Origin of the sequence: Halalkalicoccus sp. NIPERK01 (genome assembly GCF_030287405.1) — an archaeon.
GTDB lineage: Archaea > Halobacteriota > Halobacteria > Halobacteriales > Halalkalicoccaceae > Halalkalicoccus.
The window spans coordinates 895,835-920,031 of the sequence record NZ_JASVVV010000001.1 but is presented as its reverse complement, the minus strand read 5'-3'; the positions used below and the strand labels follow the sequence as shown (position 1 = coordinate 920,031).

The 24,197-nt window shown below is 67.5% G+C and carries 23 protein-coding genes; 5 read left to right on the top strand and 18 right to left on the bottom strand.

Annotated features, from left to right (window positions below; all coding sequences use genetic code 11):
- Positions 1-4: 4 nt before the first annotated feature.
- Positions 5-1,060 carry a M20/M25/M40 family metallo-hydrolase gene (locus QRT08_RS04885; RefSeq protein ID WP_286044787.1) on the bottom strand — a complete coding sequence of 352 codons (1,056 nt, stop codon included), beginning with the start codon at positions 1,058-1,060 and terminating at the stop codon, positions 5-7.
- Between the two features lie 79 nt (positions 1,061-1,139).
- Here QRT08_RS04885 and QRT08_RS04880 point away from each other — a divergent pair, with 79 nt between their 5' ends.
- Positions 1,140-1,562 (top strand): hypothetical protein, encoded by a 423-nt coding sequence (locus QRT08_RS04880; protein WP_286044786.1) that lies wholly within the window; start codon positions 1,140-1,142, stop codon positions 1,560-1,562.
- Positions 1,563-1,601: 39 nt separating this feature from the next.
- Positions 1,602-2,555 (top strand): zinc-dependent metalloprotease, encoded by a 954-nt coding sequence (locus QRT08_RS04875; protein WP_286044785.1) that lies wholly within the window; start codon positions 1,602-1,604, stop codon positions 2,553-2,555.
- Here QRT08_RS04875 and QRT08_RS04870 read toward each other — a convergent pair.
- The 3 genes from QRT08_RS04870 to QRT08_RS04860 are packed head-to-tail and all read right to left on the bottom strand — an operon-like array spanning position 2,552 to position 3,695.
- Positions 2,552-2,737, bottom strand: a complete 186-nt coding sequence (locus QRT08_RS04870; protein WP_286044784.1) for a hypothetical protein — start codon at positions 2,735-2,737, stop codon at positions 2,552-2,554. The two genes, QRT08_RS04875 and QRT08_RS04870, sit on opposite strands and share 4 nt — an antisense overlap.
- Before the next feature lie 11 nt (positions 2,738-2,748).
- The gene (locus QRT08_RS04865; RefSeq protein WP_286044783.1) at positions 2,749-3,117 is read right to left on the bottom strand and encodes a nuclear transport factor 2 family protein; all 369 of its coding nucleotides are present in this window, start codon (positions 3,115-3,117) and stop codon (positions 2,749-2,751) included.
- A 29-nt stretch (positions 3,118-3,146) separates the two neighbouring features.
- Positions 3,147-3,695 (bottom strand): hypothetical protein, encoded by a 549-nt coding sequence (locus QRT08_RS04860; RefSeq protein ID WP_286044782.1) that lies wholly within the window; start codon positions 3,693-3,695, stop codon positions 3,147-3,149.
- 100 nt (positions 3,696-3,795) lie between these two features.
- On the opposite strand from QRT08_RS04860, the gene QRT08_RS04855 reads away from it, so the two are divergent.
- Both QRT08_RS04855 and QRT08_RS04850 read left to right on the top strand, forming a co-directional pair.
- Positions 3,796-4,230, top strand: coding sequence for an NUDIX hydrolase (locus tag QRT08_RS04855; RefSeq protein ID WP_286044781.1), 435 nt, complete (start codon positions 3,796-3,798; stop codon positions 4,228-4,230).
- A 37-nt stretch (positions 4,231-4,267) separates the two neighbouring features.
- Entirely contained in the window at positions 4,268-6,970 is a 2,703-nt protein-coding gene (locus tag QRT08_RS04850; RefSeq protein WP_286044780.1) for an AAA domain-containing protein, read from the top strand.
- Here the strand turns inward: QRT08_RS04850 and QRT08_RS04845 are convergent.
- Positions 6,967-9,792, bottom strand: a complete 2,826-nt coding sequence (locus tag QRT08_RS04845) for an ATP-dependent helicase (RefSeq protein WP_286044779.1) — start codon at positions 9,790-9,792, stop codon at positions 6,967-6,969. The two genes, QRT08_RS04850 and QRT08_RS04845, sit on opposite strands and share 4 nt — an antisense overlap.
- Before the next feature lie 103 nt (positions 9,793-9,895).
- Here QRT08_RS04845 and QRT08_RS04840 point away from each other — a divergent pair, with 103 nt between their 5' ends.
- The gene (locus tag QRT08_RS04840; protein ID WP_286044778.1) at positions 9,896-10,675 is read left to right on the top strand and encodes an MBL fold metallo-hydrolase; all 780 of its coding nucleotides are present in this window, start codon (positions 9,896-9,898) and stop codon (positions 10,673-10,675) included.
- Here the strand turns inward: QRT08_RS04840 and QRT08_RS04835 are convergent.
- The 13 genes from QRT08_RS04835 to QRT08_RS04775 form a co-directional block, all read right to left on the bottom strand.
- Complete coding sequence (locus QRT08_RS04835) at positions 10,672-11,043, bottom strand: 2Fe-2S iron-sulfur cluster-binding protein (RefSeq protein ID WP_286044777.1); 372 nt, start codon at positions 11,041-11,043, stop codon at positions 10,672-10,674. The genes QRT08_RS04840 and QRT08_RS04835 overlap by 4 nt on opposite strands.
- Positions 11,044-11,253: 210 nt before the next feature.
- On the bottom strand, positions 11,254-11,382 hold the full coding sequence (locus QRT08_RS04830) for a hypothetical protein (protein WP_286044776.1): 129 nt from the start codon (positions 11,380-11,382) through the stop codon (positions 11,254-11,256).
- 869 nt (positions 11,383-12,251) lie between these two features.
- On the bottom strand, positions 12,252-13,319 hold the full coding sequence (locus tag QRT08_RS04825) for an mRNA surveillance protein pelota (protein ID WP_286044775.1): 1,068 nt from the start codon (positions 13,317-13,319) through the stop codon (positions 12,252-12,254).
- 38 nt (positions 13,320-13,357) lie between these two features.
- Positions 13,358-13,996, bottom strand: a complete 639-nt coding sequence (locus QRT08_RS04820; protein ID WP_286044774.1) for a DUF4013 domain-containing protein — start codon at positions 13,994-13,996, stop codon at positions 13,358-13,360.
- On the bottom strand, positions 13,996-14,889 hold the full coding sequence (locus QRT08_RS04815; RefSeq protein ID WP_286044773.1) for a DUF4013 domain-containing protein: 894 nt from the start codon (positions 14,887-14,889) through the stop codon (positions 13,996-13,998). Before QRT08_RS04815 ends, QRT08_RS04820 begins: the two co-directional genes overlap by 1 nt.
- A 37-nt stretch (positions 14,890-14,926) precedes the next feature.
- Positions 14,927-17,020: a ribosome rescue protein RqcH gene (rqcH, locus tag QRT08_RS04810; RefSeq protein ID WP_286044772.1), complete on the bottom strand. Its 2,094-nt coding sequence runs from the start codon at positions 17,018-17,020 to the stop codon at positions 14,927-14,929.
- A 48-nt stretch (positions 17,021-17,068) separates the two neighbouring features.
- Positions 17,069-17,509, bottom strand: a complete 441-nt coding sequence (locus QRT08_RS04805) for an SHOCT domain-containing protein (RefSeq protein ID WP_286044771.1) — start codon at positions 17,507-17,509, stop codon at positions 17,069-17,071.
- 40 nt (positions 17,510-17,549) lie between these two features.
- Positions 17,550-18,062, bottom strand: coding sequence for an HVO_2922 family protein (locus tag QRT08_RS04800; RefSeq protein ID WP_286044770.1), 513 nt, complete (start codon positions 18,060-18,062; stop codon positions 17,550-17,552).
- 34 nt (positions 18,063-18,096) lie between these two features.
- A complete protein-coding gene (locus QRT08_RS04795) occupies positions 18,097-18,798 on the bottom strand; it encodes a DUF4013 domain-containing protein (RefSeq protein WP_286044769.1) in 702 nt (233 codons plus the stop codon).
- A 272-nt stretch (positions 18,799-19,070) separates the two neighbouring features.
- On the bottom strand, positions 19,071-20,726 hold the full coding sequence (locus QRT08_RS04790) for a tRNA uridine(34) 5-carboxymethylaminomethyl modification radical SAM/GNAT enzyme Elp3 (RefSeq protein WP_286044768.1): 1,656 nt from the start codon (positions 20,724-20,726) through the stop codon (positions 19,071-19,073).
- A gap of 44 nt (positions 20,727-20,770) precedes the next feature.
- Entirely contained in the window at positions 20,771-22,798 is a 2,028-nt protein-coding gene (locus tag QRT08_RS04785) for a DHH family phosphoesterase (protein ID WP_286044767.1), read from the bottom strand.
- Between the two features lie 65 nt (positions 22,799-22,863).
- Complete coding sequence (locus QRT08_RS04780; protein WP_286044766.1) at positions 22,864-23,481, bottom strand: YIP1 family protein; 618 nt, start codon at positions 23,479-23,481, stop codon at positions 22,864-22,866.
- A 96-nt stretch (positions 23,482-23,577) separates the two neighbouring features.
- Positions 23,578-24,168 (bottom strand): NADPH-dependent FMN reductase, encoded by a 591-nt coding sequence (locus QRT08_RS04775; RefSeq protein ID WP_286044765.1) that lies wholly within the window; start codon positions 24,166-24,168, stop codon positions 23,578-23,580.
- Between the last annotated feature and the right edge of the window lie 29 nt (positions 24,169-24,197).

Below are 24,197 nucleotides of genomic sequence, written 5' to 3'. Positions count from 1 at the left end.
GAATTTACACCTCGACGCCGAACCCCTCGTCGCCCGCCGTCCGACCGAGGAACGCCGAGAGCAGCGCCACCGAATCCAGCAGGTCCGCGGTGTCGATCACCTCGACCGGCGTGTGCATGTACCGGTTGGGAATCCCGAGGTTCACGGACGGAATCCCGCCGCGGGCGGTGTAGAAGGCGTCCGCGTCGGTGCCGGTCGCGGTCCCGAGGGCCTCCAGCTGTACCCCGATCCCCGCCTCGCTCGCCGCCGCCCTGAGCGCGTCGACCAGCGCCGGGTGGTTCGCGCTCCCCCGCCCGATCACCGGCCCGGCCCCGAGGTCGATGTCGCCGCCGCGGTCGGCGGGGGCGTCCGCGCCGTCGCTCGCGTGGGTCACGTCGACGGCGATGGCGGCGTCGGGCGACAGGTCGAACCCGACCATCTCCGCACCGCGTACCCCGAGTTCCTCCTGGATCGTGCTCACGGCGTAGACGGTCGGTTCGACGTCGGCGTCCGTGACCGCCCGCAGGACCTCCGCGGCGGTCCACGTCCCGACGCGGTTGTCCAGCCCGCTCGCGGCCAGTCTGCTCCCCTGCAGGTCACTAACCCGTGATTCGACCGTGATCGGGTCGCCCACCGAGACGAGTTCGCGGGCGGCCTCGCCGTCCGCCGCGCCGATATCGACCTTCTGGTCGCGGATCTCGTCGTACTCCTCGTCGCCCTCGCGCAGGTGGATCGCCGTCTGGCCGATCACGCCCGGAACCGTCCCCGAATCGGCGTGAACCGTGACGTACTGGCCCCGCGAGACGGTCCTGTCGACGCCGCCGATCGGCCCGAGGTGCAGGTAGCCGTCGTCGTCGATCCGCCGGACGATGTAGCCGATCTGGTCGGCGTGGCCGACGACCGCGATCTCCGTGGGGCCGCCCTCGATGACGGCGACGGCGTTGCCGTAGGCGTCGGTTCGGACCTCGTCGGCGACCTCGCTCACGGCGTCGATCCAGACGCGCTGTCCCTCGGTCTCGAACCCCGACGGGGAGGGCGTCGCGAGCAGGTCGTCGAGGAAGGCGCGTTGGCGGTCGTCCATACCCGTTCTGTCGAGCGCCCACCTATCAACGTTCCGACCGTCCACAACGGCTAAGTGTTCGGTCGGCCCACGTTGGGCCATGGGAGAGAAGAAGACCACGCTGTTCGAGATCAACGTCGAGAACTTCGAGTTCAGCCCGAGCCCCCGTTTCGGGGACGAACTCGCCGAGACGGTCGAGGAGCTCGAGGGGAAGGGCTCGAAACTCGGCCTGTTCGGTTCGAAAGGCGAGGCCGAAACGGAGGTCGAGGGGGCCGAGGAGGAGTCGTCGGGCGGCCTGTTCTCGCGGAAATCGAAGGAGAGCGAGGACGACGAAACCGAGGTCGAGGAGACCGAAGTCCCCGTCGAGGAGCCGGAGGAGGCCGCCGAGGCCGAATCCGGGGGCGGCCTCGGTCTCGTCATCGGCCTGCTGTTCCTGCTGGTCGTCGCGGCGGTCGCGAAGAAGTTCGTCGCCGGCGACGTCGAGGAGTACGAGGAAGTCGAACTCTCCGAGTACGAGAACTAGTCCCGAAGCATTTTGTCCGCGCGGCCCCAACACTGTCGCGTGAACTTCCTTCGCAGTCTCCGTACTATTTCGCGGGCCTCGGGCGACGGCCCCGTCGACTGGGCCGCCGTCGGAGCGGCCGCAAAGGACGTCACTTCGCCGGGCTCGGTCGACCTCACCGAGGGGGAGATCGAGGGCTATCGCGGCGACGTCAAGGCCGCTCGCCGCTCCATCCGTGAGGTCGCGGCCGTCTCCTTCGACCTGCCCAAAACCATCGAGATCCAGAATCGCCACCACTGGATCGACGCCAACGTCTCGACGTTCCGCCGGGTGATGGCCCCCATCGAGGCCCACACCGACGTCTTCTTCCCCGACGCCTCGCGGGTGCTGAACACCGGGTCGACGACGCTCATGCTCTCGTTTCTCGGGAAGAACGTGCTGGGCCAGTACGACCCCCTCCTGCTGGCGGAGGGCGACGCGGGCCACGCGCTGTACTTCGTCCACCCGAACATCCGCCGGGTGGCGACGGAACTCGACGTCGACGAGGAGCGCTTCCGGCGGTGGATCGCCTTCCACGAGGTCGCCCACGCCGCCGAGTTCGGCGCGGCCCCGTGGCTCTCGTCGTACCTCGAGTCGGGGATGGAACGCGGCATCGAGGCGCTCGCGAACGGCTCGCTCGACCGCGAGGCCTTCCGCGAACTCGACGCGGCGATGACCGCCGTCGAGGGCTACGCCGAACTGATCATGGATCGCGCGTTCGACGACGAGTACGCCGACCTGCGCGAGAAGGTCGAGGAGCGCCGTCGCGGCGGCGGCCCGCTCGCCCAACTGGTGCGCCGGATGCTCGGACTCGGTCTCAAGCGCCGCCAGTACGAGCGCGGAAAGGCCTTCTTCGAGGCCGTCGCCGACGCCCGGGGGATCGAGGGCGCGAGCGTCGTCTGGGACTCGCCCGAGACGCTGCCGACGAGCGAGGAACTCGACGCACCCGAGAAATGGCTCGCGCGCGTCGGCTAGACGATCCGGAGCAGCCACCACATCAACGCCCCGCCCAGCACCAGCCCCGCGCCCGCGCCGATCGCGGCCTGCGCGAGCGTCGCGCCGCCCGAGAGCGCCATCAGCCCCGCCGAGACCCCAACGAGGAGGACGAACGCGGCGTACAGCCGTTGGGAGCCCGCACGCCGCTCCTCGTCGCTCATCGGCCCGACCATCACAGCTCCCGCGGAACGCTGACGTGCATCCCGACGAATCGCCACCCCTCCTCCCGCCGTTCGAGCGTCCCGCTCCAGCGCGTCTCGAAGTCGTGTCGTTCGCCCTCGTCGGTGGTCCACGCCATCCGGACCTCGTCGGCGAACCACGCGACGGACTCGCGCTCGGCCACGTGCAGGTCGCGGCTCTCGACGACCCAGTCGCTCGTGGTCTCGGTCTGCTCGCGCAGTCCCTCGGCGACCCGTTCGAAGCCGACGAGGCGCTCGGAGATGCCGACTTTCACCGTCTCTCCCTCGGCGAAGTACGGGACCAGCGGCTCCTCGGCTCGGAGCGCGTCGTAGTACCCCTCGATCGTCTCCTCGGCGCTCATACCTCGTCGTCGGTCCCCGTGGCCTTAACCTACTGGAAGCCGCGGTCGACGTCGTCGGCGTCGATCAACTCGTCGAGTTCGGCGTTCAGCAGGTCGTCGGCCTCCTCGAAGCCCGCCGCGAGGCGGTCGAGGTTCTCGGGTCTGCCATATGAGTCGTACTCCATCGGGCCGAACGCGGGGCTCTCGACGGCCTCCATCACGTCCTCGAACAGGGCGTCGGGCGTCGTTGGCGCGTCTGCGTGGACCCTGACCGTCTCCTCGAGGCGTTTCGCCTGCGCCCTCGCGGTCTCCTCGTCCTCGGGCGCCGAGCGGACCGCGAACCGGCCGTCGTCGTCCTCGGGGAGGTAGCTCCCGATCTCGTCGTCGAGCCTCCGGGCGACCTGCGTGCCGACGCCCCGGACCGAGAACGGGTTCTTCGCGTAGGTCTTCAGGTGGTACACGCCCGCACGCGGGTGGCCGAGGTAGAGGTCCTCGCCCAGCCCCCGCGACCGGTCGCCCGCGACCGCCCGCCAGCCGTCGGGGTCGGCGTCGGACTCGATCACGTCGCGCAGAACGTCCTGCCACTGGCGGATCCGCATACCCCCACTTACCACGCGGCGCGAAAGAACGTATCGGTCACTGTGCGGGTTAATGACATACCCGAAACAGTTTACCCCCTGCTCCGAGTAGGAGAGGGGTATGTACGGTCCGGGGGCGGCCTACAGCCAGAAGGCCTACGCGTACGTGACGAGATCGACCGGCGACGGTCGACAGCTACTGGTCTTCCGGGAGCGCGCGGACCCCGACGCCGGGGTGCAGGTCCCCAAGGGCGGGATCGACGACGGGGAGCGCCCCTGTCGCGCGGTCAGGCGCGAGTTGCGCGAGGAGGCGGGGCTGAACCACGACCGCCCGGTCTACCACGTCGCCTCGGACCGCTACCGCCGGTCGGACGGGAAGCGCGTCGCCCGACACTTCTTTCACTTCCCGGTCGAGGAGGCCCGCGACGAGTGGGCCCACGAGGTGACCGGCGGCGGCGAGGACGACGGCCTGATCTACGACCTGTTCTGGCGCCCCCTCCCGCTCGCCGACCGCCTCGCCGCCGGGATGGACGCGTACCTCCCGCTCGTCGAGTAACCGACAGCGTTTTTCACCGCGCAGGCGTGATTCGACCGTGCAGCTACGCGGCACGGTCGTTTCGCCCGGCGAGAGACGGACCGTCAGCACCCGCCACGGCGAACGCGACCTCGCGGAACCGGTGGTCCGAACCGCCGGAGGCGAGTTCTCGGTCACGCTGTGGGGCAAGTGGGTCGAGACCGTCGAGTACCTCCAAGCGGGCATGGAACTGGTCGTCACCGACGCCGAGGAGACGGAATGGCAGGGTGAGACGGGGTACGCGACCACGCGCGAGTCGTACGTGGTCGTCGAACCCGGCTTCCTGGTGAACGTCACCGATGTCCGCTCGTGGGTGCAGTGTCCTCGGATGTACTACCTCAACAAGCTCTCGGGCGTTCCGCTGAACTACCCCGTGGTTAAGGGGACGATCGTCCACGAGGTGTTCGGCGACCTCCTGCGCGGGGCGGACTTCGAGGAGGCCGTCGCGGATCGCGTCGATGAGGCCGGATTGGAACTCGGCCTGCTGGATCGCGACCCCGAGGAAGTACGAGAAGAAGTCAGACGGAACGCCCGCGCGATCGACGGCTGGCTCTCGCAGGGCACCCTGGATACCGAGGACTCGTGGCGCTCTGAGTACACCCTGATCAGCGAGCGCTTCGGGATCAAGGGCCGGGCCGACGCCCTCAGGAGGGGGATGCCGGTCGAACTCAAGACGGGGAAGAACACGAACCGCGAACCGCGCTTTCCCGACAAGATCCAGGCGGCCTGCTACGCGCTCCTGTTGGAGGAACGGGGCGGCGTCGGCGACGGGGCGGCGACGGACGGCGGAGCGCCCGACACCGGGACCCTGCTCTACACGAAGAACACCGCGCTCGATCGCAACGAGGAGACGGGCGACCTCTCGCCGGCCAAGGAGTTCTCGATCGGTCGCGGCCTCCTCGAATTCGTCGTGCGAACCCGAAACGAGATCGCGGCCATGGAGTTCGATTCGGGGGTACCCACGGGCTACGAGGCCAACGCCAAGTGCGAGTACTGCTTCGAACGCGACACCTGCATGGTCATCTCCGGACGGCTCGATCAGGAGTCGAAGGCCGGGAAGATCGGGAGCGCGCTACCCGAACGCGAACGCGCGTACTTCGAGCGGATGTACGAGGCGGTCGAGCGCGAGCGCCGGGCGGCCCACCGCGAGTACGCGAAGCTCTGGGAGCAGAGCCCCGAGGAGCGCGCCGACGACGACCGGGCGCTGATCGGCCTCGAACCCGTCGGCGAGCGGATGCGCGAGGACGGGCGCTGGGAGCTTCGCGCACGGCCGACGGGAGCGGTCTCGAAGATCCGCGAGGGCGACGTGGCGCTGGCGAGCGACGGCGATCCCATCTCGGGGCACGCCGAACTCGCGCGCGTCGAGCAGTTGGGAGACGAGATCGTCGTCACCACGGACGAGCCGATCGCCCTGAAACGCCTCGACGTCTACCCCTCCGACATGAGCGCGAGCGGGATGCTCACGGCGCTGCACGACGCCCTGCTGAAGGGCGAGAAGCGCCGCAAGGACCTGCTCTTTGGCGACGCAACCCCCGAGTTCGAGACGATCGAGGAGGAGTTCATCGCGAACAACGCCGCCCAGAACGAGGCGGTATCGCGGGCGGTCGGCGCGGAGGACTTCGCGCTGATCCACGGCCCGCCGGGCACCGGCAAGACCTACACCATCGCCCGGGCGATCCGCGCACTCGTAGAGCGCGGCGAGCGCGTCCTCCTGTCGGCGTTCACCAACCGCGCGGTCGACAACGCGCTGGAGGCGCTTTCCGACCAGGGCTTCACCGACTTCGTTCGCGTCGGCACCGAACACGGCGTGCGCGAGGACATGCAACCCTACCGCCTCGACGGTCGGGGCGACCCCGCCGACCTCGCGGGCACCCTCCGGGAGGCGCCCGTGGTCGCCTCGACGACCGCCAGCTGTGGCTCGCGCGTCATGCGCGAACAGCGCTTCGACGTGGCGCTCGTCGACGAGGCCTCCCAACTGACGGAGCCCGCGACGCTCGCGGCGATAAATCGAGCGAAACGGTTCGTCCTCGTGGGCGATCACCACCAGTTGCCGCCGGTCGTCCAGTCCGAGGGCGACGCGGGCGAGGAAAGCGCGGACCTCTCGCGGTCGCTGTTCGAGCGGCTGATCGGCGAGCACCCCGAAGCGGGCGTCATGCTCGAACGCCAGTACCGGATGGCCCAGCGCATCCAGGCCTTTTCCTCGCGGGAGTTCTACGACGGAAAACTCAGACCCGCCACGGGAGCCGTCGCCGCCCAGCGGATCGGCGACCTGGAGGGCGTTTCCGCGGACGCCATCCCCGAGGAACTCCACGATCCCGTCGCCTTCGTCGACTGTGCGGGCGACGACGCGGCCCACACCGACGCCGAGGAGACCGCGCGGATCGCCGAGTTGGTCGAGCGATACGTCGCGGCGGGGGTCGCCCACGAACGGATCGGCGTCATTGCGCCGTTTCGCGCGCAGGTCGCGACGATCTCGCGGGCCGTTCGTGAGGGTGTGACGGTCGACACGGTCGACCGGTTCCAGGGGTCGAGCGAGGAGGTGATCCTCGTCTCCTTCGTCGCCACCACTCCCGCCGATCTGGAGGGACCGATCTTCGACGACTACCGCCGGCTGAACGTCGCGCTCACACGGGCGAAGAAGTCGCTGGTGCTCGTGGGCACGCGAGACGCGCTCGAGTCCGACCCCCTCTACGGGCGGATGGTCGACTGGGCGAGTCGCTAGTCCTCGGCGGGCAGCGCGCCGCCGGCACGCTCGCCCTCGCCGATCGATTCGAGCACGCGCTCGTGGAACTCCCGCAGGACCGCGCTCTCGTCCTCGGCGAGCACCACGTCGCTGGCCGAGAGCGTCGCCAAGCCGAACGAGAGCGGCGAGGGCGAATCCACGCGATCGATCGAGAGGGCGACCTCGCCCGATCGGATCGCCTCGAGGACCGTAGAGATCGCCGAAACGGCGAGTTTGTCCTCCAGGATCTCGCGGTAGGTCTCCTCGAGGACCGCGAACCCCTCCAGATCGCCGGCGAACCCAAGGAGCATCTCGCTCGAGACCTGCTGTTCGCTCGCCGATTTCTCGTAACCCTTGTAGCGTTTCAGGATCATCAGCGAGCGGGTGGCGTTGATCCGGAAATATCTCTGTAGAAGGTCGGTGCCCTCCAGACCGTCCCGCAGGAGGTCACGGACCTCGTCGGGGTCGGTCCCCTCGATCAGTCCCACGAGATCGATCTTCCGGTTGAGCGGCATCGCGAGCGTGAAGCCGTTGTCCGCGACCGCGACGGTGACGTTCGCGTTGGCCTCCTGGGCGCAGCGGTAGGCGAGCAGGCGCGAGAAGCCCTCGTTGAACTGCCGACCGTAGTTCGAGCGAACGTAGTAGCGGCGCTTGTACTCGGCCCGGTCGCGCTCCTCCTCGACGGCCAGTCGAGTATCGGTGCTGACGCTCTCGGGGCCCGCGTATCGGATCTGCTCGTCGAACATCCGCGCGAGCGCACGGGCGCTGTCGTCGTCGATCGGGAACCCCCGGAGCCAGTTCCTGACTGCGGGCGGGCCGCCCGCCTCGTGGCGTTCGAGGAGGTCGCGCTTGAACGTCAGTATCTCGCGGCCCAGGTCGTAGGAGAGCGGCAGACGCTCGGAGAACCACGTCGGGACGGTGGGCCGGGCGCTCGTCGGGTCGACGTAGACCTTCGAGCCCCTCCTGTACCTGAACTCGAAGCGCCGACCTCCGATGACGAACACGTCGCCCGGATCGAGCGTGTCGAGGTAGTTCTCGTCGAGGTCGCCGACCCGTTCGTTCTCGGCGCGGGTGAAGACGCTGCAGGTAAAGGAGTCGGGGATGGTCCCGACGTTGGTCATGTAGATCACCCGCGCGAGCCGTCCCCGCTTGCCGATCAGGTGCTCTCCCACGGGGTATTCCTCGTAGTGGTGCTCGCCGTCGGGCGGGTCGTTCGTGTCGCGCCAGACCTTCGCGTAGACGTTCTTCTCCTCCATGCCCTCGTAGTCGGCGGTGAGATAGCGCATCAACGACTCCCATTCTCGATCAGTGAACTCCCGATAGGGGTAGGCCCGTTCGAGGGTAGCCCGGACCTCGCGTTCGGGTCTGACGCCGTTGATCGCCATCCCGTAGACGTGCTGGGCGGCGACGTCCATCGCGCCCTCCGGGACGAACACCCGGTCGACGAAACCCGACTCCGCCTTCTTCAGCATCACCGCACACTCGATCAGTTCGTCGCGGTCCAGCGCGATCACTCGGCCGGTGACCGTCCGTCCCAACTGATGGCCCGCCCGTCCCACCCGCTGGAGCAGCGAGGCGACGGATTTGGGCGAGCCGACCTGCACTACCAGATCGACGTGGGGCATGTCGATCCCGAGTTCCAGGCTGGTCGAGGTCGTCACCACGTCGAGTTCGCCGGCCTTCAGCCCCTCCTCGACGCGCTGGCGGGCCTCCTTCGAGAGGCTTCCGTGATGGCATCCGGAGTCCGTTTCGTCGTAGCCGAACCGTTCCCGGAGGTTCTGGAGGACGCGCTCGGCGCCCGACCGGGTATTGGTGAACACGAGGGTGTTCTCGTGATCGCTGACCAGATCGTAGAGCCCCTCGTAAAACCGGTTCTGAACCACCTCGGGGGGCGTGTTGATCAGGTCGTCGGTCGGACAGGCGAGTTCGAGGTCGAACTCCCGGACGAAGCGGGTGTCGACGATCTCGTACTCGCGGGGATCGCGTCGCTCACGGCTCGCGTCGTCTGCTCGCGGGCCGAGCGACGCGCAGCGTCCCTCGCTGTTCGTCGTTCGCGTGTCCGAGACACGCGATGTCTCGCAGTTCTCATACCCCACAAGAAACTCCGCGATGGTATCCAGCGGCTCGACGGTCGCAGAACAGCCGATTCTGGTGGGCGAGCGCTCGGCGATCCCCTCGACGCGTTCGAGGCTCACCGAGAGGTGCGTGCCGCGTTTGTTCGCCGCCAGCGAGTGGATCTCGTCGACGATCACGTACTCCACGGTCGAGAGCTTCTCCTTGAACTTCGGGGAGTTGAGCAGGATCGCGAGCGTCTCGGGGGTGGTGTTGAGGATGTGCGGGGTTTCGCGAAGCATCCTCCGGCGTTCGCTGTCGGGCGTGTCGCCGTGGCGGATCGCGTGGCGCACCTCGCAGTCCTCGTCGCGTTCGGCGAGCCGATCCGTGATCTCCGAGAGCGGCACGTCGAGGTTGCGGTGGATGTCGTTGGCGAGCGACTTCAGGGGTGAGACGTACAGACAGTACACCGAGTTCTCCAGGCCGTCCCGCCGGTCGCGCTCGATCAGGTCGTCGATCATGGCGGTGAAGGAGGCGAGCGTCTTCCCGCTTCCCGTCGGCGCACAGATCAGGGCGTTCTCGCCCTCCCGAACGAGGGGTATGGCCTCGCGCTGTGGCGGGGTGAAGACGCCGCCGTTCTGCGGGACGTACTCGCCGAAGCGGTCGATCCACCACTCCCCGACGACCGGCGAGAGCGAATCGAGAACTCCGAGGTCGCTCGCCTCCTCGGGATCGACGCCCCGGGCGGCGAGGCGCTCGCGTACTCCCATCGCCCGCAGTTGGGGACGGGTCGTCAAGTGCGTTGGGCTACCGCGGCGAAAGTGAACCCGGCACGACCGAAGGGGTTTCGGTGATGGCGCTCCCTCGGTCGGTATGAGAGTCACCTTCCTCGGCACCGGCAGCGCGATGCCGACCGGCGAACGGTTTCAGACCGGGTTGCTGCTCGAGGGCGACGAGGGTACGTTGCTCGTCGACTGCGGGAGCGGTGCGCTCCACGGACTCGCGCGCACGGGCGTCGGCTACGAGGGGGTCTCCTCCGTCCTGTTGACCCACCACCACCTCGATCACGTCGCGGACCTCATGCCCCTGATGAAGGCCCGGTGGCTCGCCGGCGAGGAACACCTCGAGATCGCCGGCCCGCAGGGGACGAAGGCTCTGGTCGACGGCCTGCTGGACGTCCACGAGTACATGCAGGACCGTCTCGACCTCACCGTCCGGGAGGTCGGCCCCTACGGCTTCGGGATCGCGGGCTTCGACGTCGAGGGCTACGAGACGCGCCACTCGATGTACTGTCTGGCCTACCGGTTCGGGGAGGCCGCCGCGTCGGGGGCGGAAGGCAGCGGAGACGACTCCCGCGGCGTGTTCACGTTCAGCGGCGACAGCGACGCCTTCGAGGGACTGGCGAACTTCGCCGAGGGGTCGGCGGTGCTCGTCCACGACTGTTCGTTTCCCGACGACGTCGACGTCTCCGGCCATCCGACCCCGTCGCAACTGGGCGAGGCCCTTTCGGGCCACGAGATCGGTCGTGTCTACCTCACGCACCTCTACCCCCACACGGACGGGCGTCACGACGAGATGCTCGAGTCTATCGCCGAAGCCTACGACGGCGACGTGCGCGTCGCGGAGGACGGCCTGAGCGTGACGATCAGCTAATCGAGTTTCGCCTTCCCCGGCGGGTTGTCGTTCTCGGCGCGGTGTTCGAGCATCTCCCGCTGCTGGTGGGAGCGTATCCGCAGGTCGGACCGGGGCTTGGCGGTACACGGCAGGATCATGCCCGCCTCCTCGTCGGACTCGTAGTAGCGTTTCGCGTCGGACTGGTCGACCTCCCCCTCCAGCAGTTCGGCCGCGCAGGTCGTACACCAGCCCTGCTGGCAGTCCGCCGGGAGCCACAGGCCTTCGTCCCGCGCCGCGGCGAGCACGTAGTCGTCCTCGCCGACCTCGATCTCGACGGTCTCGCCCGCCCGATCCGAGTCGGCGTCCTCCGGCACGAGGATCTCGGCGCGGTGCGTCGTCTCTCCCATCGTCGGAACTGAGGACCGAAGCGCGAAAAAGGGCGCGAACTTCGTACTGCTATTCTTCGTTATCGTTTTGGCTGTCAGGATTAGATTCGTCGCCGAGAGCAGCCACATGACCCTCAAACCTCACTACTGAGCTGGAATCATCGGTTTCGGAGTCCGACCCATCTTTATTTTCATATCCAGAATCATCTGTTTCAGACATTTATTTCAAGACTATTCTTCATTTGATTTTTCTATGGATTCCTCATTCTTGTCCAGACCTTTAACTACTGTATGGCCACTAAAAACAACAACTTTCTCTGCCTCTTCCGAAGTTGATTGCCCTCCCTGAGATCTAGCCATACTATGACATAGTCCGTTAGACATAAAAAGGTAGTGCGATATTTAGTGGAGATACCGCTCGACAAGCTTCGTCCAATGATTCCACAGCGGCGCTAGAACATCCCAGTATTTTGTTTGAGGAAGGTATATCAAAAACATAAGTAGAGGTGTAATTATGAGGAGGATAATTAGAAGTAGCCAGCTTGGTAAGGGTGGTAGAATCACCCACAGGACAGCGACTGAATAATACCCTAAACTCAAAAGTAAGAACAAGTGACTTACGAACAGTGTGCGTGCATCGCGTCGATTGGTATGCCCGTTCTTCCGAATCCACTCCCCATGACTAAGAACTAGGCTCAATAGGAGTGCTTTCTCGGTCATACCATTTTCGAGAATTGGTCTGAGATCTCCTACGGTCAGTCCAGGGGTGATCGTTGACCGCGTATAAGTAATTAGTGCCGTAAGCATCGAAAGACCGGAAGCACTCAAGCCAAAAAAATAGCTATATTCAAGAATTGATTTATTTCGGGAAGATTCTGGCTAAGTGCTAGCGAAATACCAGTCAGTAGCAAGCCGATAATGATCGTATTGAGTCGGAGAGTTTGACCTGCCTTACTGTCAATATCGCTCAAGAAATCCTTGATCGTATCTAGTGTAGGTCATGTTTCTTGGAGAGTTCGTCGTAGAACCTCGATATCTGTATTCTCGAATATTTCCTTGATTTCATCTTCAGTGTACTCCAACTGAACCGACTCCGGCGATATCTCGGTACTGTCAACGTCATTAGCTTCCTCGTCACTATCGGATTCGGTCACCTCCGCTTGTTTCTCAGAATCGCCGGACACAACCTGATATGTGCTCACCCTTCATTTAAATTTGAGGGGATTAGCTCACCCCAGACGATAGCGCAACAGGGCCGCCACGCCCCCGAGGTTCTTCAACTGCTTCGCGGGGTCGAACTCGCTGGAGAAGACGACCACGTCGCCGCCCTTCCGCTCGACCCCGGTGATGAGGTCGTTCACATCCAAACTCCACTCGCCCGAACCCGCGCGCTCCTCGCGCAGGCGCTCGTCGGTGATCAGTAGGGTCTCGACCGCGCCGAACTCCGAGGCCTCCGCGACCTCGTCGACCCCGTAGGCGGCCTTCGCGCCCTCGGCCATCCGCCGGGTCAACTCGTCGATCAACTCGGCCTCGCGGGCGATGCGCGTCTCGGCCTGGACGTCCTCGACCGCTCCCCGCTTCAGTACCTCGTGGACGCCGCGATCCCCGACCCCCGAGGTGTCGACGGTCGTGATCAGGTCGGCGAGGTCCTGCGTGTTCTCCGCGATGTAGTCGTAGGCGTCCTGTTTGGTGAAGCCCGGCCCCGCGAGGATGATCGCGTCGACGTCCATCCGCGAGAGGGCGTCGGCGATCTGTGAGAAGAGTTCCGAACGGGCACGGGCGAACTCGCCCTTGCCGGTCGGGCCGGTGAGGGTCGCCCGCTCCTCGGTGCCGTACTGGGCGACGGTGTGGATGTGGGCTTCGCCCTCCTCGACGGTGACGATCGCCACGTCGGGGTTCTCGCTCGACTCCTCGGCCTCCTCCAAGCGTTCCCGTTGATCCGCCTTCAGCACTTTCTCGACCTCGATCTCGTCGTGTTCCTCGACGTTGAGCGTGTGGTGGTGGCCGATCTGGTCCTCGCGGGAGGCCCACGTGATCTCCCCGCCCACCCGGAGACGGTTCGCGAACTTGTGGAACTCGACGTCCTCGACGGCGATCGTCGCGCGCATGGGTTCGCGCTCGCCGCCCGTATCGCGCATCTGATCGTCGTTTCGCTGGATCCGGCGGGTGGTGTCCGCGGAGACGAGGTCGCCGGGTTCGAGGACGTAGGTGAGATGCCAGAGGTCGTCGAGGTGCTCGGGCACGAGCGTGAGGCGCTCCTTGCCGCCCTCGACGCGCTGTCGGCTCTTGATCCGCATACCCGGAGTCGGCGCCCGGGTGGTAAGTGTCCTGCCCTTCACCGGGCGGCCCGATAGGCGGCCGCGAGCCGTCGAGTCGCCGCGAGGACGACGACCCACCGGACGAGCGGCGCGAGGACCGGGCCCGCTACCGGCAGGCGTTCGACGACGCCGCCGGCGGCGACCCCGAGCGCGAACAGCACCACGCCGCCCGTCCAGCCGACGAAGTAGGCGGCGTGGCCCGCGACCCGGAGAAACGGGCGACCGGGCAGCGCGGCCCGAATTCCGCCGCGGGCGGAGGCACACAGCGCGATCGGGAGGGCGTACAGCCCCGCGAGGACGACGAACAGCGTCGTCGTCGACCCGAGCAGGAAGAGGGGCGAGGCCCCGCCCGTCGGGTCGACCGCCGTTCCGCTCGCCAGCGAGACGGTGACCGCGCCGACCGCGAGCGGGACCAGCCCGTAGCCCAGACAGACCGCGCTCGCGGCCGCGCCGTCCGAGACGAGCGCGCGCAGGTCGACCGGCGGCAGCGCCGACTCGTCGTCGATGGTCGCCCGCGCGACGGCGACGAGATAGCCGAGCGCGGGCACGAGCGGGAGCACCGGGACGAAAAGCGAGTGGGCGAGCAGACAGATCCACCCGACCAGCAGCGCCTCCTCGGCGTGCCCGCCCCGGAGGAACGCGAGTCGCTCGGCCATCAGCGCTCGTCGCTCTCCCAGTCCGGCCAGCCCCGTTCGGTGTCGCGGTCCCCGGTGCGGGTCGCAAAGGAGTCCTGCTCCTCGATCACCGGGATCGTCCTCGCGTCGAACGGCGCCGCCACGCTTTCGGTCGCGGGGACGAACGGGTCGGCCGGTTCCGTCGATTCGGGCGCGTCGGTGTCGCCGTCCGAGAGCGCCCGCCGAAGCCCGCGACCGTAGAGGTAGTAGCGGGCGACGTCGGCGTAGAAGCCGACGAACAGCCCCACGAGGACGATCCACAGCGCCCCCTCGAGCGCGCCGCCGACGACCCAGACCAGCGCCGCGAGCAGCCACGCGACGGCGTACGCCTTCGAGAGGCCGGCCCTCCTGAGGGTGTCGAGGTCGAACGCCGCCCCCAGCCGGTCCTCCCGTGCGAGGTTCGCGAGCGCGAGCGGCTGGAGGTAGGCGTAGACGAGCAGGTAGCCCGCCGCGAGCAGCGCGGTCGCCGCGGCGGCGACGGCGGCGACCGTCTCGGCCGCGGCGTTCCCCACCGCGGCCTCGCTCGCGGCAACCACCCCGAGGAACGCCCCCGCGAGGACGACCAGGGGAACGGCGTAGGCGACGCTGACCGCGACGAACCGAACGCCGTCGACGAGCAGTCGCCTCCAGTCACGGAACCGCGGCGGGTCGGGGTCGCCGGCGGTCACCCGGCGGAGGACCGCGACGTAGTAGCCGAACAGGGCGAGCCCCGGCACTAACGCCAGCGGGAGGACCGCGATGCCGACGAGGACGACCGAGAGGACGAGTCCGACGAACCCGATCATCGCCGAAAGCACCGGCAACAGCCCGCCGACGAGCAGCGTCGTGAGCGCGTCCTCGCCGCGGGCGGGGTACTCGATCGCGTCGCCTAGCATCGTCCCGATCCCCTCGGCGAACCGACGTCCATCACGGTCACTCCTCGACCATCCGGCTGCCGCCCGCGGGCAGGAACTCCTGGATCAGGTCGGGACTCGCGACCTTGCGGACGAACGAGGTGTCGGCGAAGCGCTCGCGGAACTCCCGGTAGAGCATCTTCGCCATGTCGTTCTGGGCGTAGCGGCCGGGTTCGACTTCGACTGCGGTCTCGGCCCGCGGGACGATCGCCGAGGGCGGCCCGCCGATCACCCGCGTGGTCGGCTCGCAGGTGATGCCGACGGCGACGCCGACCTCGACGTCCCGGTGGTAGGTCCGGTCGCCGCGGATCACGAACCCGCCCTTCTCGATGTACTCGCCGCTCTCGGGCGTCTTCGAGACCTGATCCGGGGTGACGGAGTAGGCGTCGTCCGCGAAGCGACCCTCCTTCCAGACCGACGAGTACGACACCGCGAACTGCGCGGCCTCGTGGATGCTCGATTCGGGGAACTCGACCTCCTTCGCGGGTTCGCTCGGCCCCGTCGCCTTCAGGACCGTGACGGGGCCGCCGTGGGCCTGCGTGTGGAAGAAGCGATCGCCCCGGTCGAGGTACTTCTTGACGAGCGCCTCGTTCTGGTCGGCGTTGCGGCCGCCGATGACGAGAAAGCCGTCGCTCGTGTGGAACCAGCGAAAGTCCTCGTACCACTCCTCGCTCTTGCGAACGGGGATCGACGCCCGCGAGAGCCAGTCGATCTCCGCGGGTTCGTCGTCCGCGTCCGTCTCCCCATCTCCCGCGTCGCCCTCCTCCCACCGCCGTTTGCGCTCGCGGAGCGTTTCGAGTTCCTCGCGGGTCTCGGCGATGGCCTCCTCGGCGCCCGCCTTCTTCTCCTCGATCCGTTTGGCCTCGGTGTAGAGGCGATCGGCGTTCTTCTCGACGCCCGAGCGGACCTCGAGCGAGGCGGTCGCCTCGCCCAGATCGACCGTCACCATGCCGTTCTCGGGGTCGAACCCCGAGACGCGTTCGGCGGCCTCGATCCCCTCCTCCTTCCCTCGCTCGAAGGTCGCCTCGATCTCGTCCCAGCTTCGGCCCTCCTCCAGCGCGTTTCGGATCGTCGTCAGGACCTCGTCGACGGTCCCGTAGTTCGCGTAGACGAGTTCGGCGCGCTCGCGCTCCTCTGCGGCCTGCCGTTCGAACCCCTCGATCGCGCCCTCCTGCTGGTCGATGATCCGCTTCTTTCGTTCGATCTCCTCGTCGAACTCGGGGCTCGTGTCAGTCTCCTCGTCCTCGGTCGTGTCGAGTTCGAAGAAGTAGTCGTCGAGCGCCTCGTTGAACCGGTCGTACGAACTGCTCTCGAGGTCGGCGTGTTCCTCCAGCGCGATGGGTGTCACGTCGACCAGTTCGTCCTCGTCCCGGTAGACCCGCGGGTCGAATCGCTTTTCCCGTACTTCCGCGGCGAGCCGCGAGAGGGCGTCGTAGAGCCGGTCGAACTGCTCGTCGCTCGCGTCCTCGATAGCGACGGTCTTCTCGACGCCCGCGCGGGTACAGACCTCTTCCGCGTAGAGCCCCCCGAGGTTGAGCTGGGTCGCGAGCGTTCGCACGAGGTCGGTGTCCGACTCGCGCATCAGCGCGACGAACCCCTCCTCGTCGACCTCCAGCGGGTTGACCCGCGAGTCGGGGAACTGATAGCGCGAGCCGGGCGCGACGGTGCGGGATTTCAGTCGGATGGTCTCGAGCGAGTCGATGACGTGGCGCGTCTCGTCGCACGCGGCGACGTTGCCCTCGCCGAACAGTTCGGCGATGATCGTCGTGTTCCCGTCCTCGCGTTCGAACTCGAAGCGGAGGATGCGGTCGAACTCGTACTGGGAGACGCTGGCGAAATCCGCGCCCGACAGCCGGTTTCGAAGCATCTTCGCGAAATCGGGTGGGCGCCCCGGCGCGTCGGGGACGTGTTCGGGAACGGCGACGTGGGCGCGTTTCACGTCGCCGACCTCGATCAGCAACTCCACCCGACCGCGGTCGAAGTCCCGGAGTTTCAACCGGAGGAAATCGTCGCCGTAGAGGTAGGCCTTGTCGACCTTCGCGCCCCCGTACTCGTTCAGTTCGCCGACCAGCGCCGCCAGATCGATGCTGGTCAGCTCCCGTTTCTGGTCCATGGCGATACTCGCAGGCCGCGGGGAAAAGGCGTTGTCGTTCGGACTGGCCTACCGCTCGTGGAGACGCTCGCGTGCTCGCTTTCGGTCCTCGACGCTCTCGAGGGTATCGGTCTCGAGCAGTCGTTCGAGTTTCCGCTCGAACTGTTCGTCGGTGAGGTCGCCCCGTGCGTAGCGGTAGCGAAGCGTTTCGAGGGCGTCACGGTTCGACTCGACGCCGCCGGGTTCGTCCCTCTCGCCGTCGCTCCAGATGTCGTCCCACCACCCCTCCCAGTCGGAGTCGCCCACCCAGTCGTCCCACCACTCCTCGCGGTCGTCCTCGTCGCCGAAGAGCAAGGCGACGACCGGGACGACGACCACGTAGCCGAGGATCAACGCCCCGAGCCACCAGCCCTGGCCGGTGAGCAACGCCGCGAGCCACACCCCCGTGACCACCGTGGAGGCGACCGCCGTCGCGTTCTCGCGCAGGCGGTCGGCCGGGGTTTCGTTCATGGTTCCGAACGCTCATTCCGCGGACAAAAGGGTGTCGCCGTCACTCCACGTCCTCGATCCCGGCGCCGGGGGCGTTGTGCTGGACGCTCCGGAGCCCCTTGATCGCGTTGTGCTTGCTCGAATAGCCCTCGCCGCCGTCGGCGATGATGTTGCCGTTTCGATGCACCAGCCGCCAGCGCCACTCGCCCGCCCTGTCCCGATAGACCTCGAAGCGACCCTGGCTCGGTTCGGGACGCTCCTCGGAGTCGGGCGCGAACTGGATCCCGACGTCGGGTTCCGACGGTTCGTCGATCCGTTCGGCGCTCGACTCCTGGCTCTCGTCCCACTCGATTTCGAGTTCGACCTGCAGTTCGCTCTCCCCGTTCTCGGACTCGCGTTCGACCTCGACGTCGAACGTGGCGCGCTCGGGAGGCGTCGCCGCGAGCGCGTACTCGCCGTCGCGGAACGTCACGGGGCCGTCGGAATCGAACTCCGCGGCGAGCGCCCTGAGGTAGGCCGCGATCTCCCCGCGGGTGCGCTCGGCTGTGGACTCGAAAAGGGTCTCCTCTCCCATGGTACCAGTACGTCGGATACGTATAAAAAGTCGCTCAGATCTCGGCCTGACCGCTGACCTCGGGACGCTCCCGGACGGGCGGGTGTTGGATCTCGCCCCAGGTGTGGCCGATGACGTAGTAGGCCGCCACGGCGACGTAGAAGCCCACGAACGCGCTCGCGATGAACCCGAGCAGGGGGACCATGTTGAGCAGGCTCGAAACGATCGCGCCGGCGAAGACGATCGCGAAGGCGGTCAGCCAGCCGGTCGCGTAGGTCCTGTCGACGAGCACCCGTCGCATGGTCGCCCACTCGAAGCCCGCGCCGACGCGGCGGGTTTCGGCGAAGTTCGCCAGCGCGGCGGGGACGGCGTAGGCGACGGCCAGGGTCAACGCGAGCCAGACCAGCAGGCCCAGGAAGATCCCGATGCCGCCGATCGCGCCCAGCACGTCGCTGCCGCTCGCGCTCAGCAGGCCGCCGCTCGCCATGAACCCGATCAGGACGACCGTGGGTACGAGCGCGTAGACGAACGTGATCGCACTCGCCTTCAGGCCGTCGACGATCAGTTCGCCCCAGTCGTCGAAGACCGGGGGTTCGTCGTCGCCCTTAGCGGTTCGGTCCAGCACCCGCACGAGGTAGCCCGCGACCGCGAACAGCGGGACGAGCAGGAACCCGAACAGCGTCAGGACTCCACCGAGGAGCACCGTCGTGGCGGCGTCGTCGCTCTCTTTGAGGTAGTTGATCGCCTCCGAGATCATCGTCGCTCACCGCCGTTCGATTCACAGTACGTCGTGTCTATTGTCGTGATGTTCATCGTCTCCCTCTTTCTGACCGCTCACTGTGTGAGTGTTCAGTGAGTCCATTAAGACGGAAGAGATATTAAATTAGTATGCTCATAAATGAATGAATTCCAGACTATTATATCGAATGGCGTATTTTCGGTCGGTTCGCCTCCGTAATGCCGTTGGGTCGGCTCGCGTCTTCGGAAACCGTGGGGATTCCGGCGGGCCGGAAGTGGAGCGACGACCGTTCAGAGGTGCTTCGAGACGTACGGCCCGTCCTGGTGATAGCCGAGTTTGTTCCGGTAGTACTCGCGCGCGCCGATGCCCGAGATGACGCTCACCTTCCCGAAGCCGGCGTCCGCCGCGAGGTCCTCCGCGCGCTCCATCAGCCGCCGGCCGTAGCCCTTGTGCTGCCAGTCGTCGTCGCTTTCGGCACCGACCCCCAGTTCGTTGCCGTAGACGTGGAGTTCGCGGATCAACGCGGCGTTCCGTAGCTCCTCTCGTACCGGCTCCCCCGGGAACCGGAGCCGACAGAACCCGACGAGGAGGTCGTTGTCGAGGTCCTCGAAACTGACGAACTTCTCCGTGCCGCCGGCCGCCTCGTAGGTCACGACGTCGAGTTCGACCGACTCGGGCTCGCCGTCGTTCATCCCGACCTCGCGACATCGGATGCAGTCACAGCTCCAGCCGTGTTCCTCCATGCGCTGGCGCGCGAGTTGGCGGAGGTTCGACTTCCAGACGCCCGCGTCGATGAAGTCGGCGGGGATGTCCCGCTGCACACGTTGAAGGCGGACGTACTTCGGTAACATGGCCTTGATCTCCGCGACGAGTTCGGCGGCCTGCTCGTTCGTGAGGGGTTCGAACTCGTCGCGTCGCCACATGTCGTACGTGCGGGTGCCCCGGACGACGAGGTTGGGGTAGATCTTGAGGTAGTCGGGCCGCCAGTTCGGGTCCGAAAACAGCTGACGGAAGTCCTCCCGGCACATGTCGAGGCTCATGCCGGGCTGGCCGGGCATCATGTGGAAGCCGACCTTGAACGCCGCGTCGCGCAGTCGGCGGTTGGCGTCGATGCTCGCCCCCGCTCCGTGGCCGCGGTGCATCTCCCGATTGATGCGCTCGTAGGTGGTCTGGACGCCGACCTCGACCTTCGTCCCCCCGAGCCGGAGCATCCGGTCGATCTGTTCGGGGTCGCACCAGTCGGGCTTCGTCTCGAAGGTCGTCCCGATGTTTCTGACACTGCCCGTCTCGTTCTCGGCGATCACGTCCTCCAGGTACGAAAACTCGTACTCCTCGGGGTCCTGCGCGAAGCTCTCGCCCTCCGCGGGTTCGGGCGGGTCCTCCCGGTCGAAGTCGTTCATCGCTTCGAGGGCTCGCTTGACGAAGTGTTCCTGGTAGTCGTGGCTTCTCGCGGTCATCGTCCCGCCCATCAGGATGAGTTCGACCTTGTCGACGGGGTGGCCGATCTCGCGCAGTTGGGCCAGCCGGAGCGTGACCTGTCCGTAGGGGTCGTAGTCGTTCTGGACGCCGCGGGCGGCGGCGGGTTCGTGACCCGTGTAGCTCTGTGAGCTGTCGAACTCGCTCGCCGGACCGCCCGGACAGTAGAGACACTTCCCGTGGGGACACATGTGCGGCGAGGTCATGATCGCCACGGGCGAGACGCCGGAGGCGGTGCGGACGGGCTTTCGACGGAGGACCGCCTCCGCCTCCTCGCGGCGCTCGGCGGGCGCTCTCGCGAGGATGTCGCCGTTGGTCGGCACCTTCGGCGAGGAGAACTCAGAACAGACATCTAGCTTGGCGCTCTCGACGTCCTCGCGTTCGATCTCGCCGTCGAGGACGCGCTCGACGAGTTCCTCGCAGGTCCGCTCGAACGCCTCGGACTCCGCTGGCTCGGCGTCGGTGCTCATTCGGTCGTCGGATCTCCGTGATTCGACGGAATAAGGATGTCGGCCTACGCGGCGAGGTCGGCCGCGATCTCGCTCGCTGCCTCGCGTACCGCCTCGCGCTCGCCGATCAAAAAGGAGAGTCGACCGCGCCGGACGCCGGAGGCGAGGACGCCGCCCTCGGGGACGCGCTCGGCGACCCGCTCGGCGAGTTCCCGGACGTCGATTCCCTCGGTGCTGCGGATCTGGAGGTCGGCCTCGTCGAGGCCGACGACGACCAGCCGGTCGTGCTCGGCGCGCAGGTCGCGGAACAGCGCGTCGAGCAACAGCGCCGTCGGCGGGAAGTCGAAGCGGTGCGTGAATGCGTCGGTGTCCAGCACGGCGACCGCCACGTCGCCCTCCTCGCGGGTCTCGACGTGCGGTCGGACGGTCTCGAGTTCGTCGTCGAGTTTCGCGCGGAACTGCTCGCTGACGTGCGAGGCGAGGCTCCTGACCTCGTCGTCGCCCGCGAACAGCAGGTCGGCGACGAGTTCGCGCTTGTCCTCGTAGGCCTGGTAGTACGCCTCGAGGGCGACCGCCTCGCGGAGTTCGCGGACGGCGTCGGCGCCGTAGCCCGCCTCGCGGGCGAGTTCGGCGTACCGTTCGGGGGCCTCCTCCCAGTAGCTGACCGCGGGCAGGTGGGCGATCTCTCCACGGACGTCGCCGACGCCACAGGCGACGTTCGCGGCCAGCACGGTCGTCGTGATCGACCCGTCGTCGGGAACGACGCCGTCCGCGACGTCGCTCGTCTCGAAGCCGGGGTCGGCGTCGACGACGAGGCGTTCGACGTCGTAGACGTCGAGTAGCTCGATGCCGTCTCGGGATTCGGCGGTGCTGCCGGTGTCGACGAGGACGACGAGCGGGAGCTTCTCGTCGTGGCGCGCGCGGTTGTCGAGCATCCGGGTGACGTCGCTGGTCGCGGCGGCCATGTCGTAGTCCTCGCCCTCGAGGGGCTGGCGGTCGAAGTAGTGGTACTGGGCGTCCTCGCGGTCGTGCTGTTCGCGCACGAGCGGGAGGACCGCGCGTTCGATGGCCGCCCCGGCGACGTAGCCGTCGGCGGTCGCGGTGTGGCGGAGTACGATCGGCCGGGACTCGATGACGGCCCGCCGGATCGCACCCGCGGCGTCGGCGATCTCGTCGGTGAGATCGGCGAGCGCCGGATCCTCGGCGAGGGGTTCGACCTCGCCGGGGTGGGCCTCGGCTTCGAGCGCGTCGTCGAGTCGCTCGACGACCGCCTCGGCGTCGGCCTCGGCGAGCGGTTTGAGCGACTCCGTCTCGACCTGGATGCCCCCGTGTCGGCGCTCGACCTCACCGGTGAGGCGGATCAGATCGCCGGCCTCGACCTCGGGATACGCGCGAACGCCGGCCTCCTTGAACGCCGCACACTCGGCGGCGCCGGTCTCGTCGCGCACCTCGAAGATCGTCGGGCCGCCGGTCTGGCGGACGTCGACGACCCGTCCCTCGATGCGGATCCGCTCGCCGACGGACTCCTCGAGCGCGTCGACCGTCACCCGCTCGGGCGGCCCCGAGTCGATCGGTCCGGCCGTCGACTGGGGTTCGACGCTCGCGCTCCCGCCGTTGGTCGAGGCCTCGGGCTCCTCGTCGTTCCTCGATTCGTCCGCGGTTCGTGGCTCGGGTTCAGGTTCGGGTTCGGTTTCGGTCGTCGGGGTCGGCTCGTCGTCGGGGAGGCGATCGCCCTCTGGGCTGTCGATCACCTCGCCGCGGAACTCCCGAGGCGACTGGCGGATCGACCACGAGAGGTCGACGTTGCCGTTGTCCTGGACGCCCGTGACCTGGACGTAGACGGTGTCGCCCTCGTCCCAGTCGAGGCTCTCGAGGCGCCGATCGAGTTCGCTTCGGTGCAGCAAGCCGGTGACGGAGTCGCCGATGTCGACGAAGACGCCGAAATCGGCGAACCCGTCGACGGTCCCCTCGTAGAACCGTCCGGGGGTGAGCTGGTTCGGATGGTTGCCGGTGAATCGAAACGCGACGTCCTCCTGATGTGAACGGCAGACGACCCCATCGACCGAGGTGCCGCAGATGATACAGTGACCCATTTAGAAGGCCAGAGTGGTCCCGCACTAAAACGGTTGTCGAAACGTCGCTCCGACGGGCGACGTCGCTACCCGACCGCCGCGGCCAGAAACGCGGTCTCCGCGGCGTCGAACCCGCCGAACCCGATCCCGAACACGGCCGCCGCCGGGAGCGCACACAGCGCCACCGCGCGCGGCATCGATACCGAGTGGACCTCGCCGATACCGATCGTGAACAGGACGGCCCCGTACCCGGCGGCGAACGCCTGTACCGGGGGAGCGGGAATCCCGACGAGGACGCAGGGCGCCACCGCGTAGCCGATCACCTGGACGGTCTCGCTGACCCCCCCGCGGTCGGGGGCGAACGGGATGAGCAGGAGCGTCTGGAGCGCCGCGGCGAGATGGAGCACCAGCGGGGCGACGAGCGTCACGATCACCGCGAAGACGAGCGCGACCGAGAGACCACGCTGGCCGCCGAACGTCGGATAGGGGGTGCCGACGACCGTCTCGCCCGCGAGCGCCAGTCGCAGCGCGGAGGCGACCGCGACGACGCCCACGGCGAAGAGCAGGCCGGGCGCCTGATCGCCGGGCGCGACGCCGACCCGGTAGAACCGCCGGGGGCGCACGAGCACCTCGATCCACGCGCGCGCTGTCCCGCGCGCTCCGCGCTCGCGCCCGCCCCTCGGATCGGCGATCCACTGTGTCACGCCCTCCCTACGTGCTTCGCGGTGTATGAGGATTGCGACACGCCGTCTCGCCGGACGCCCCGGCCGGCGGGCGAACGCGCGTCTCGATCGGTGTCCTCAGTCGCCCGTTCCCTTCGCGCCGACGTTCTGCTCGCTCTCGAAACACGCCGGGTCGGGTTCGATGTTCGCGTACTGGACGGTTCGCCGGCCGAGCACGCGGACCCGTTCGGCCGCCTTCTCGTCGACGAACTCGCCGTCCTCGAAGGCGCCGTGTGCGCGGGGAACCGCCGCCTGGTGGGGCAACACCCACGCGTTGAGCGCCCGACAGACCGACCGCAGGTGTTCGAGCGCCGTGATCGGGAAGGCACCACCGGAGACGGCGAGCAGTCCCACGGTCTTGTTCTCGAACTCGTCGAACCCGCAGTGATCCAGCGCGTTCTTCAACACCCCCGAGTACGAGCCGTGGTACATCGGCGTCCCGAGCAGGACGGCGTCGGCCTCCCGGACGGCCGCCGTGAAGGCGTCGACGCCCTCGGCGGGGTCGTCGTCGGTGTTCAACAGCGGGAGGTCGTACTCGCGCGGATCGAGGAGTTCGCCAGTTCCGCCGGCACCCTCGACCCCGCGGATCGCCTCGCGGAGCGCGTCTCTGGTGTGGCTGGCCTCGCGGAGGCTGCCGGGGATCGCCACGACGTGTGGTGCGTCTGCCATACGCCACGAACGGGCGAGAACGGGGAAAA

Bases quoted from the DNA above. Each gene is read 5' to 3' on its own strand.
- QRT08_RS04830 (WP_286044776.1), bottom strand. From the start codon at position 11,382: ATGGCTAGATCTCAGGGAGGGCAATCAACTTCGGAAGAGGCAGAGAAA.
- QRT08_RS04820 (WP_286044774.1), bottom strand. From the start codon at position 13,996: ATGGCCGAGCGACTCGCGTTCCTCCGGGGCGGGCACGCCGAGGAGGCG.
- QRT08_RS04855 (WP_286044781.1), top strand. From the start codon at position 3,796: ATGTACGGTCCGGGGGCGGCCTACAGCCAGAAGGCCTACGCGTACGTG.
- QRT08_RS04865 (WP_286044783.1), bottom strand. From the start codon at position 3,117: ATGAGCGCCGAGGAGACGATCGAGGGGTACTACGACGCGCTCCGAGCC.
- QRT08_RS04815 (WP_286044773.1), bottom strand. From the start codon at position 14,889: ATGCTAGGCGACGCGATCGAGTACCCCGCCCGCGGCGAGGACGCGCTC.
- QRT08_RS04790 (WP_286044768.1), bottom strand. From the start codon at position 20,726: ATGAGCACCGACGCCGAGCCAGCGGAGTCCGAGGCGTTCGAGCGGACC.
- QRT08_RS04870 (WP_286044784.1), bottom strand. From the start codon at position 2,737: ATGAGCGACGAGGAGCGGCGTGCGGGCTCCCAACGGCTGTACGCCGCG.
- QRT08_RS04845 (WP_286044779.1), bottom strand. From the start codon at position 9,792: ATGGGAGTACGCGAGCGCCTCGCCGCCCGGGGCGTCGATCCCGAGGAG.
- QRT08_RS04775 (WP_286044765.1), bottom strand. From the start codon at position 24,168: ATGGCAGACGCACCACACGTCGTGGCGATCCCCGGCAGCCTCCGCGAG.
- QRT08_RS04785 (WP_286044767.1), bottom strand. From the start codon at position 22,798: ATGGGTCACTGTATCATCTGCGGCACCTCGGTCGATGGGGTCGTCTGC.
- QRT08_RS04835 (WP_286044777.1), bottom strand. From the start codon at position 11,043: ATGGGAGAGACGACGCACCGCGCCGAGATCCTCGTGCCGGAGGACGCC.
- QRT08_RS04805 (WP_286044771.1), bottom strand. From the start codon at position 17,509: ATGAACGAAACCCCGGCCGACCGCCTGCGCGAGAACGCGACGGCGGTC.
- QRT08_RS04860 (WP_286044782.1), bottom strand. From the start codon at position 3,695: ATGCGGATCCGCCAGTGGCAGGACGTTCTGCGCGACGTGATCGAGTCC.
- rqcH (WP_286044772.1), bottom strand. From the start codon at position 17,020: ATGGACCAGAAACGGGAGCTGACCAGCATCGATCTGGCGGCGCTGGTC.
- QRT08_RS04825 (WP_286044775.1), bottom strand. From the start codon at position 13,319: ATGCGGATCAAGAGCCGACAGCGCGTCGAGGGCGGCAAGGAGCGCCTC.
- QRT08_RS04840 (WP_286044778.1), top strand. From the start codon at position 9,896: ATGAGAGTCACCTTCCTCGGCACCGGCAGCGCGATGCCGACCGGCGAA.
- QRT08_RS04885 (WP_286044787.1), bottom strand. From the start codon at position 1,060: ATGGACGACCGCCAACGCGCCTTCCTCGACGACCTGCTCGCGACGCCC.
- QRT08_RS04800 (WP_286044770.1), bottom strand. From the start codon at position 18,062: ATGGGAGAGGAGACCCTTTTCGAGTCCACAGCCGAGCGCACCCGCGGG.
- QRT08_RS04795 (WP_286044769.1), bottom strand. From the start codon at position 18,798: ATGATCTCGGAGGCGATCAACTACCTCAAAGAGAGCGACGACGCCGCC.
- QRT08_RS04880 (WP_286044786.1), top strand. From the start codon at position 1,140: ATGGGAGAGAAGAAGACCACGCTGTTCGAGATCAACGTCGAGAACTTC.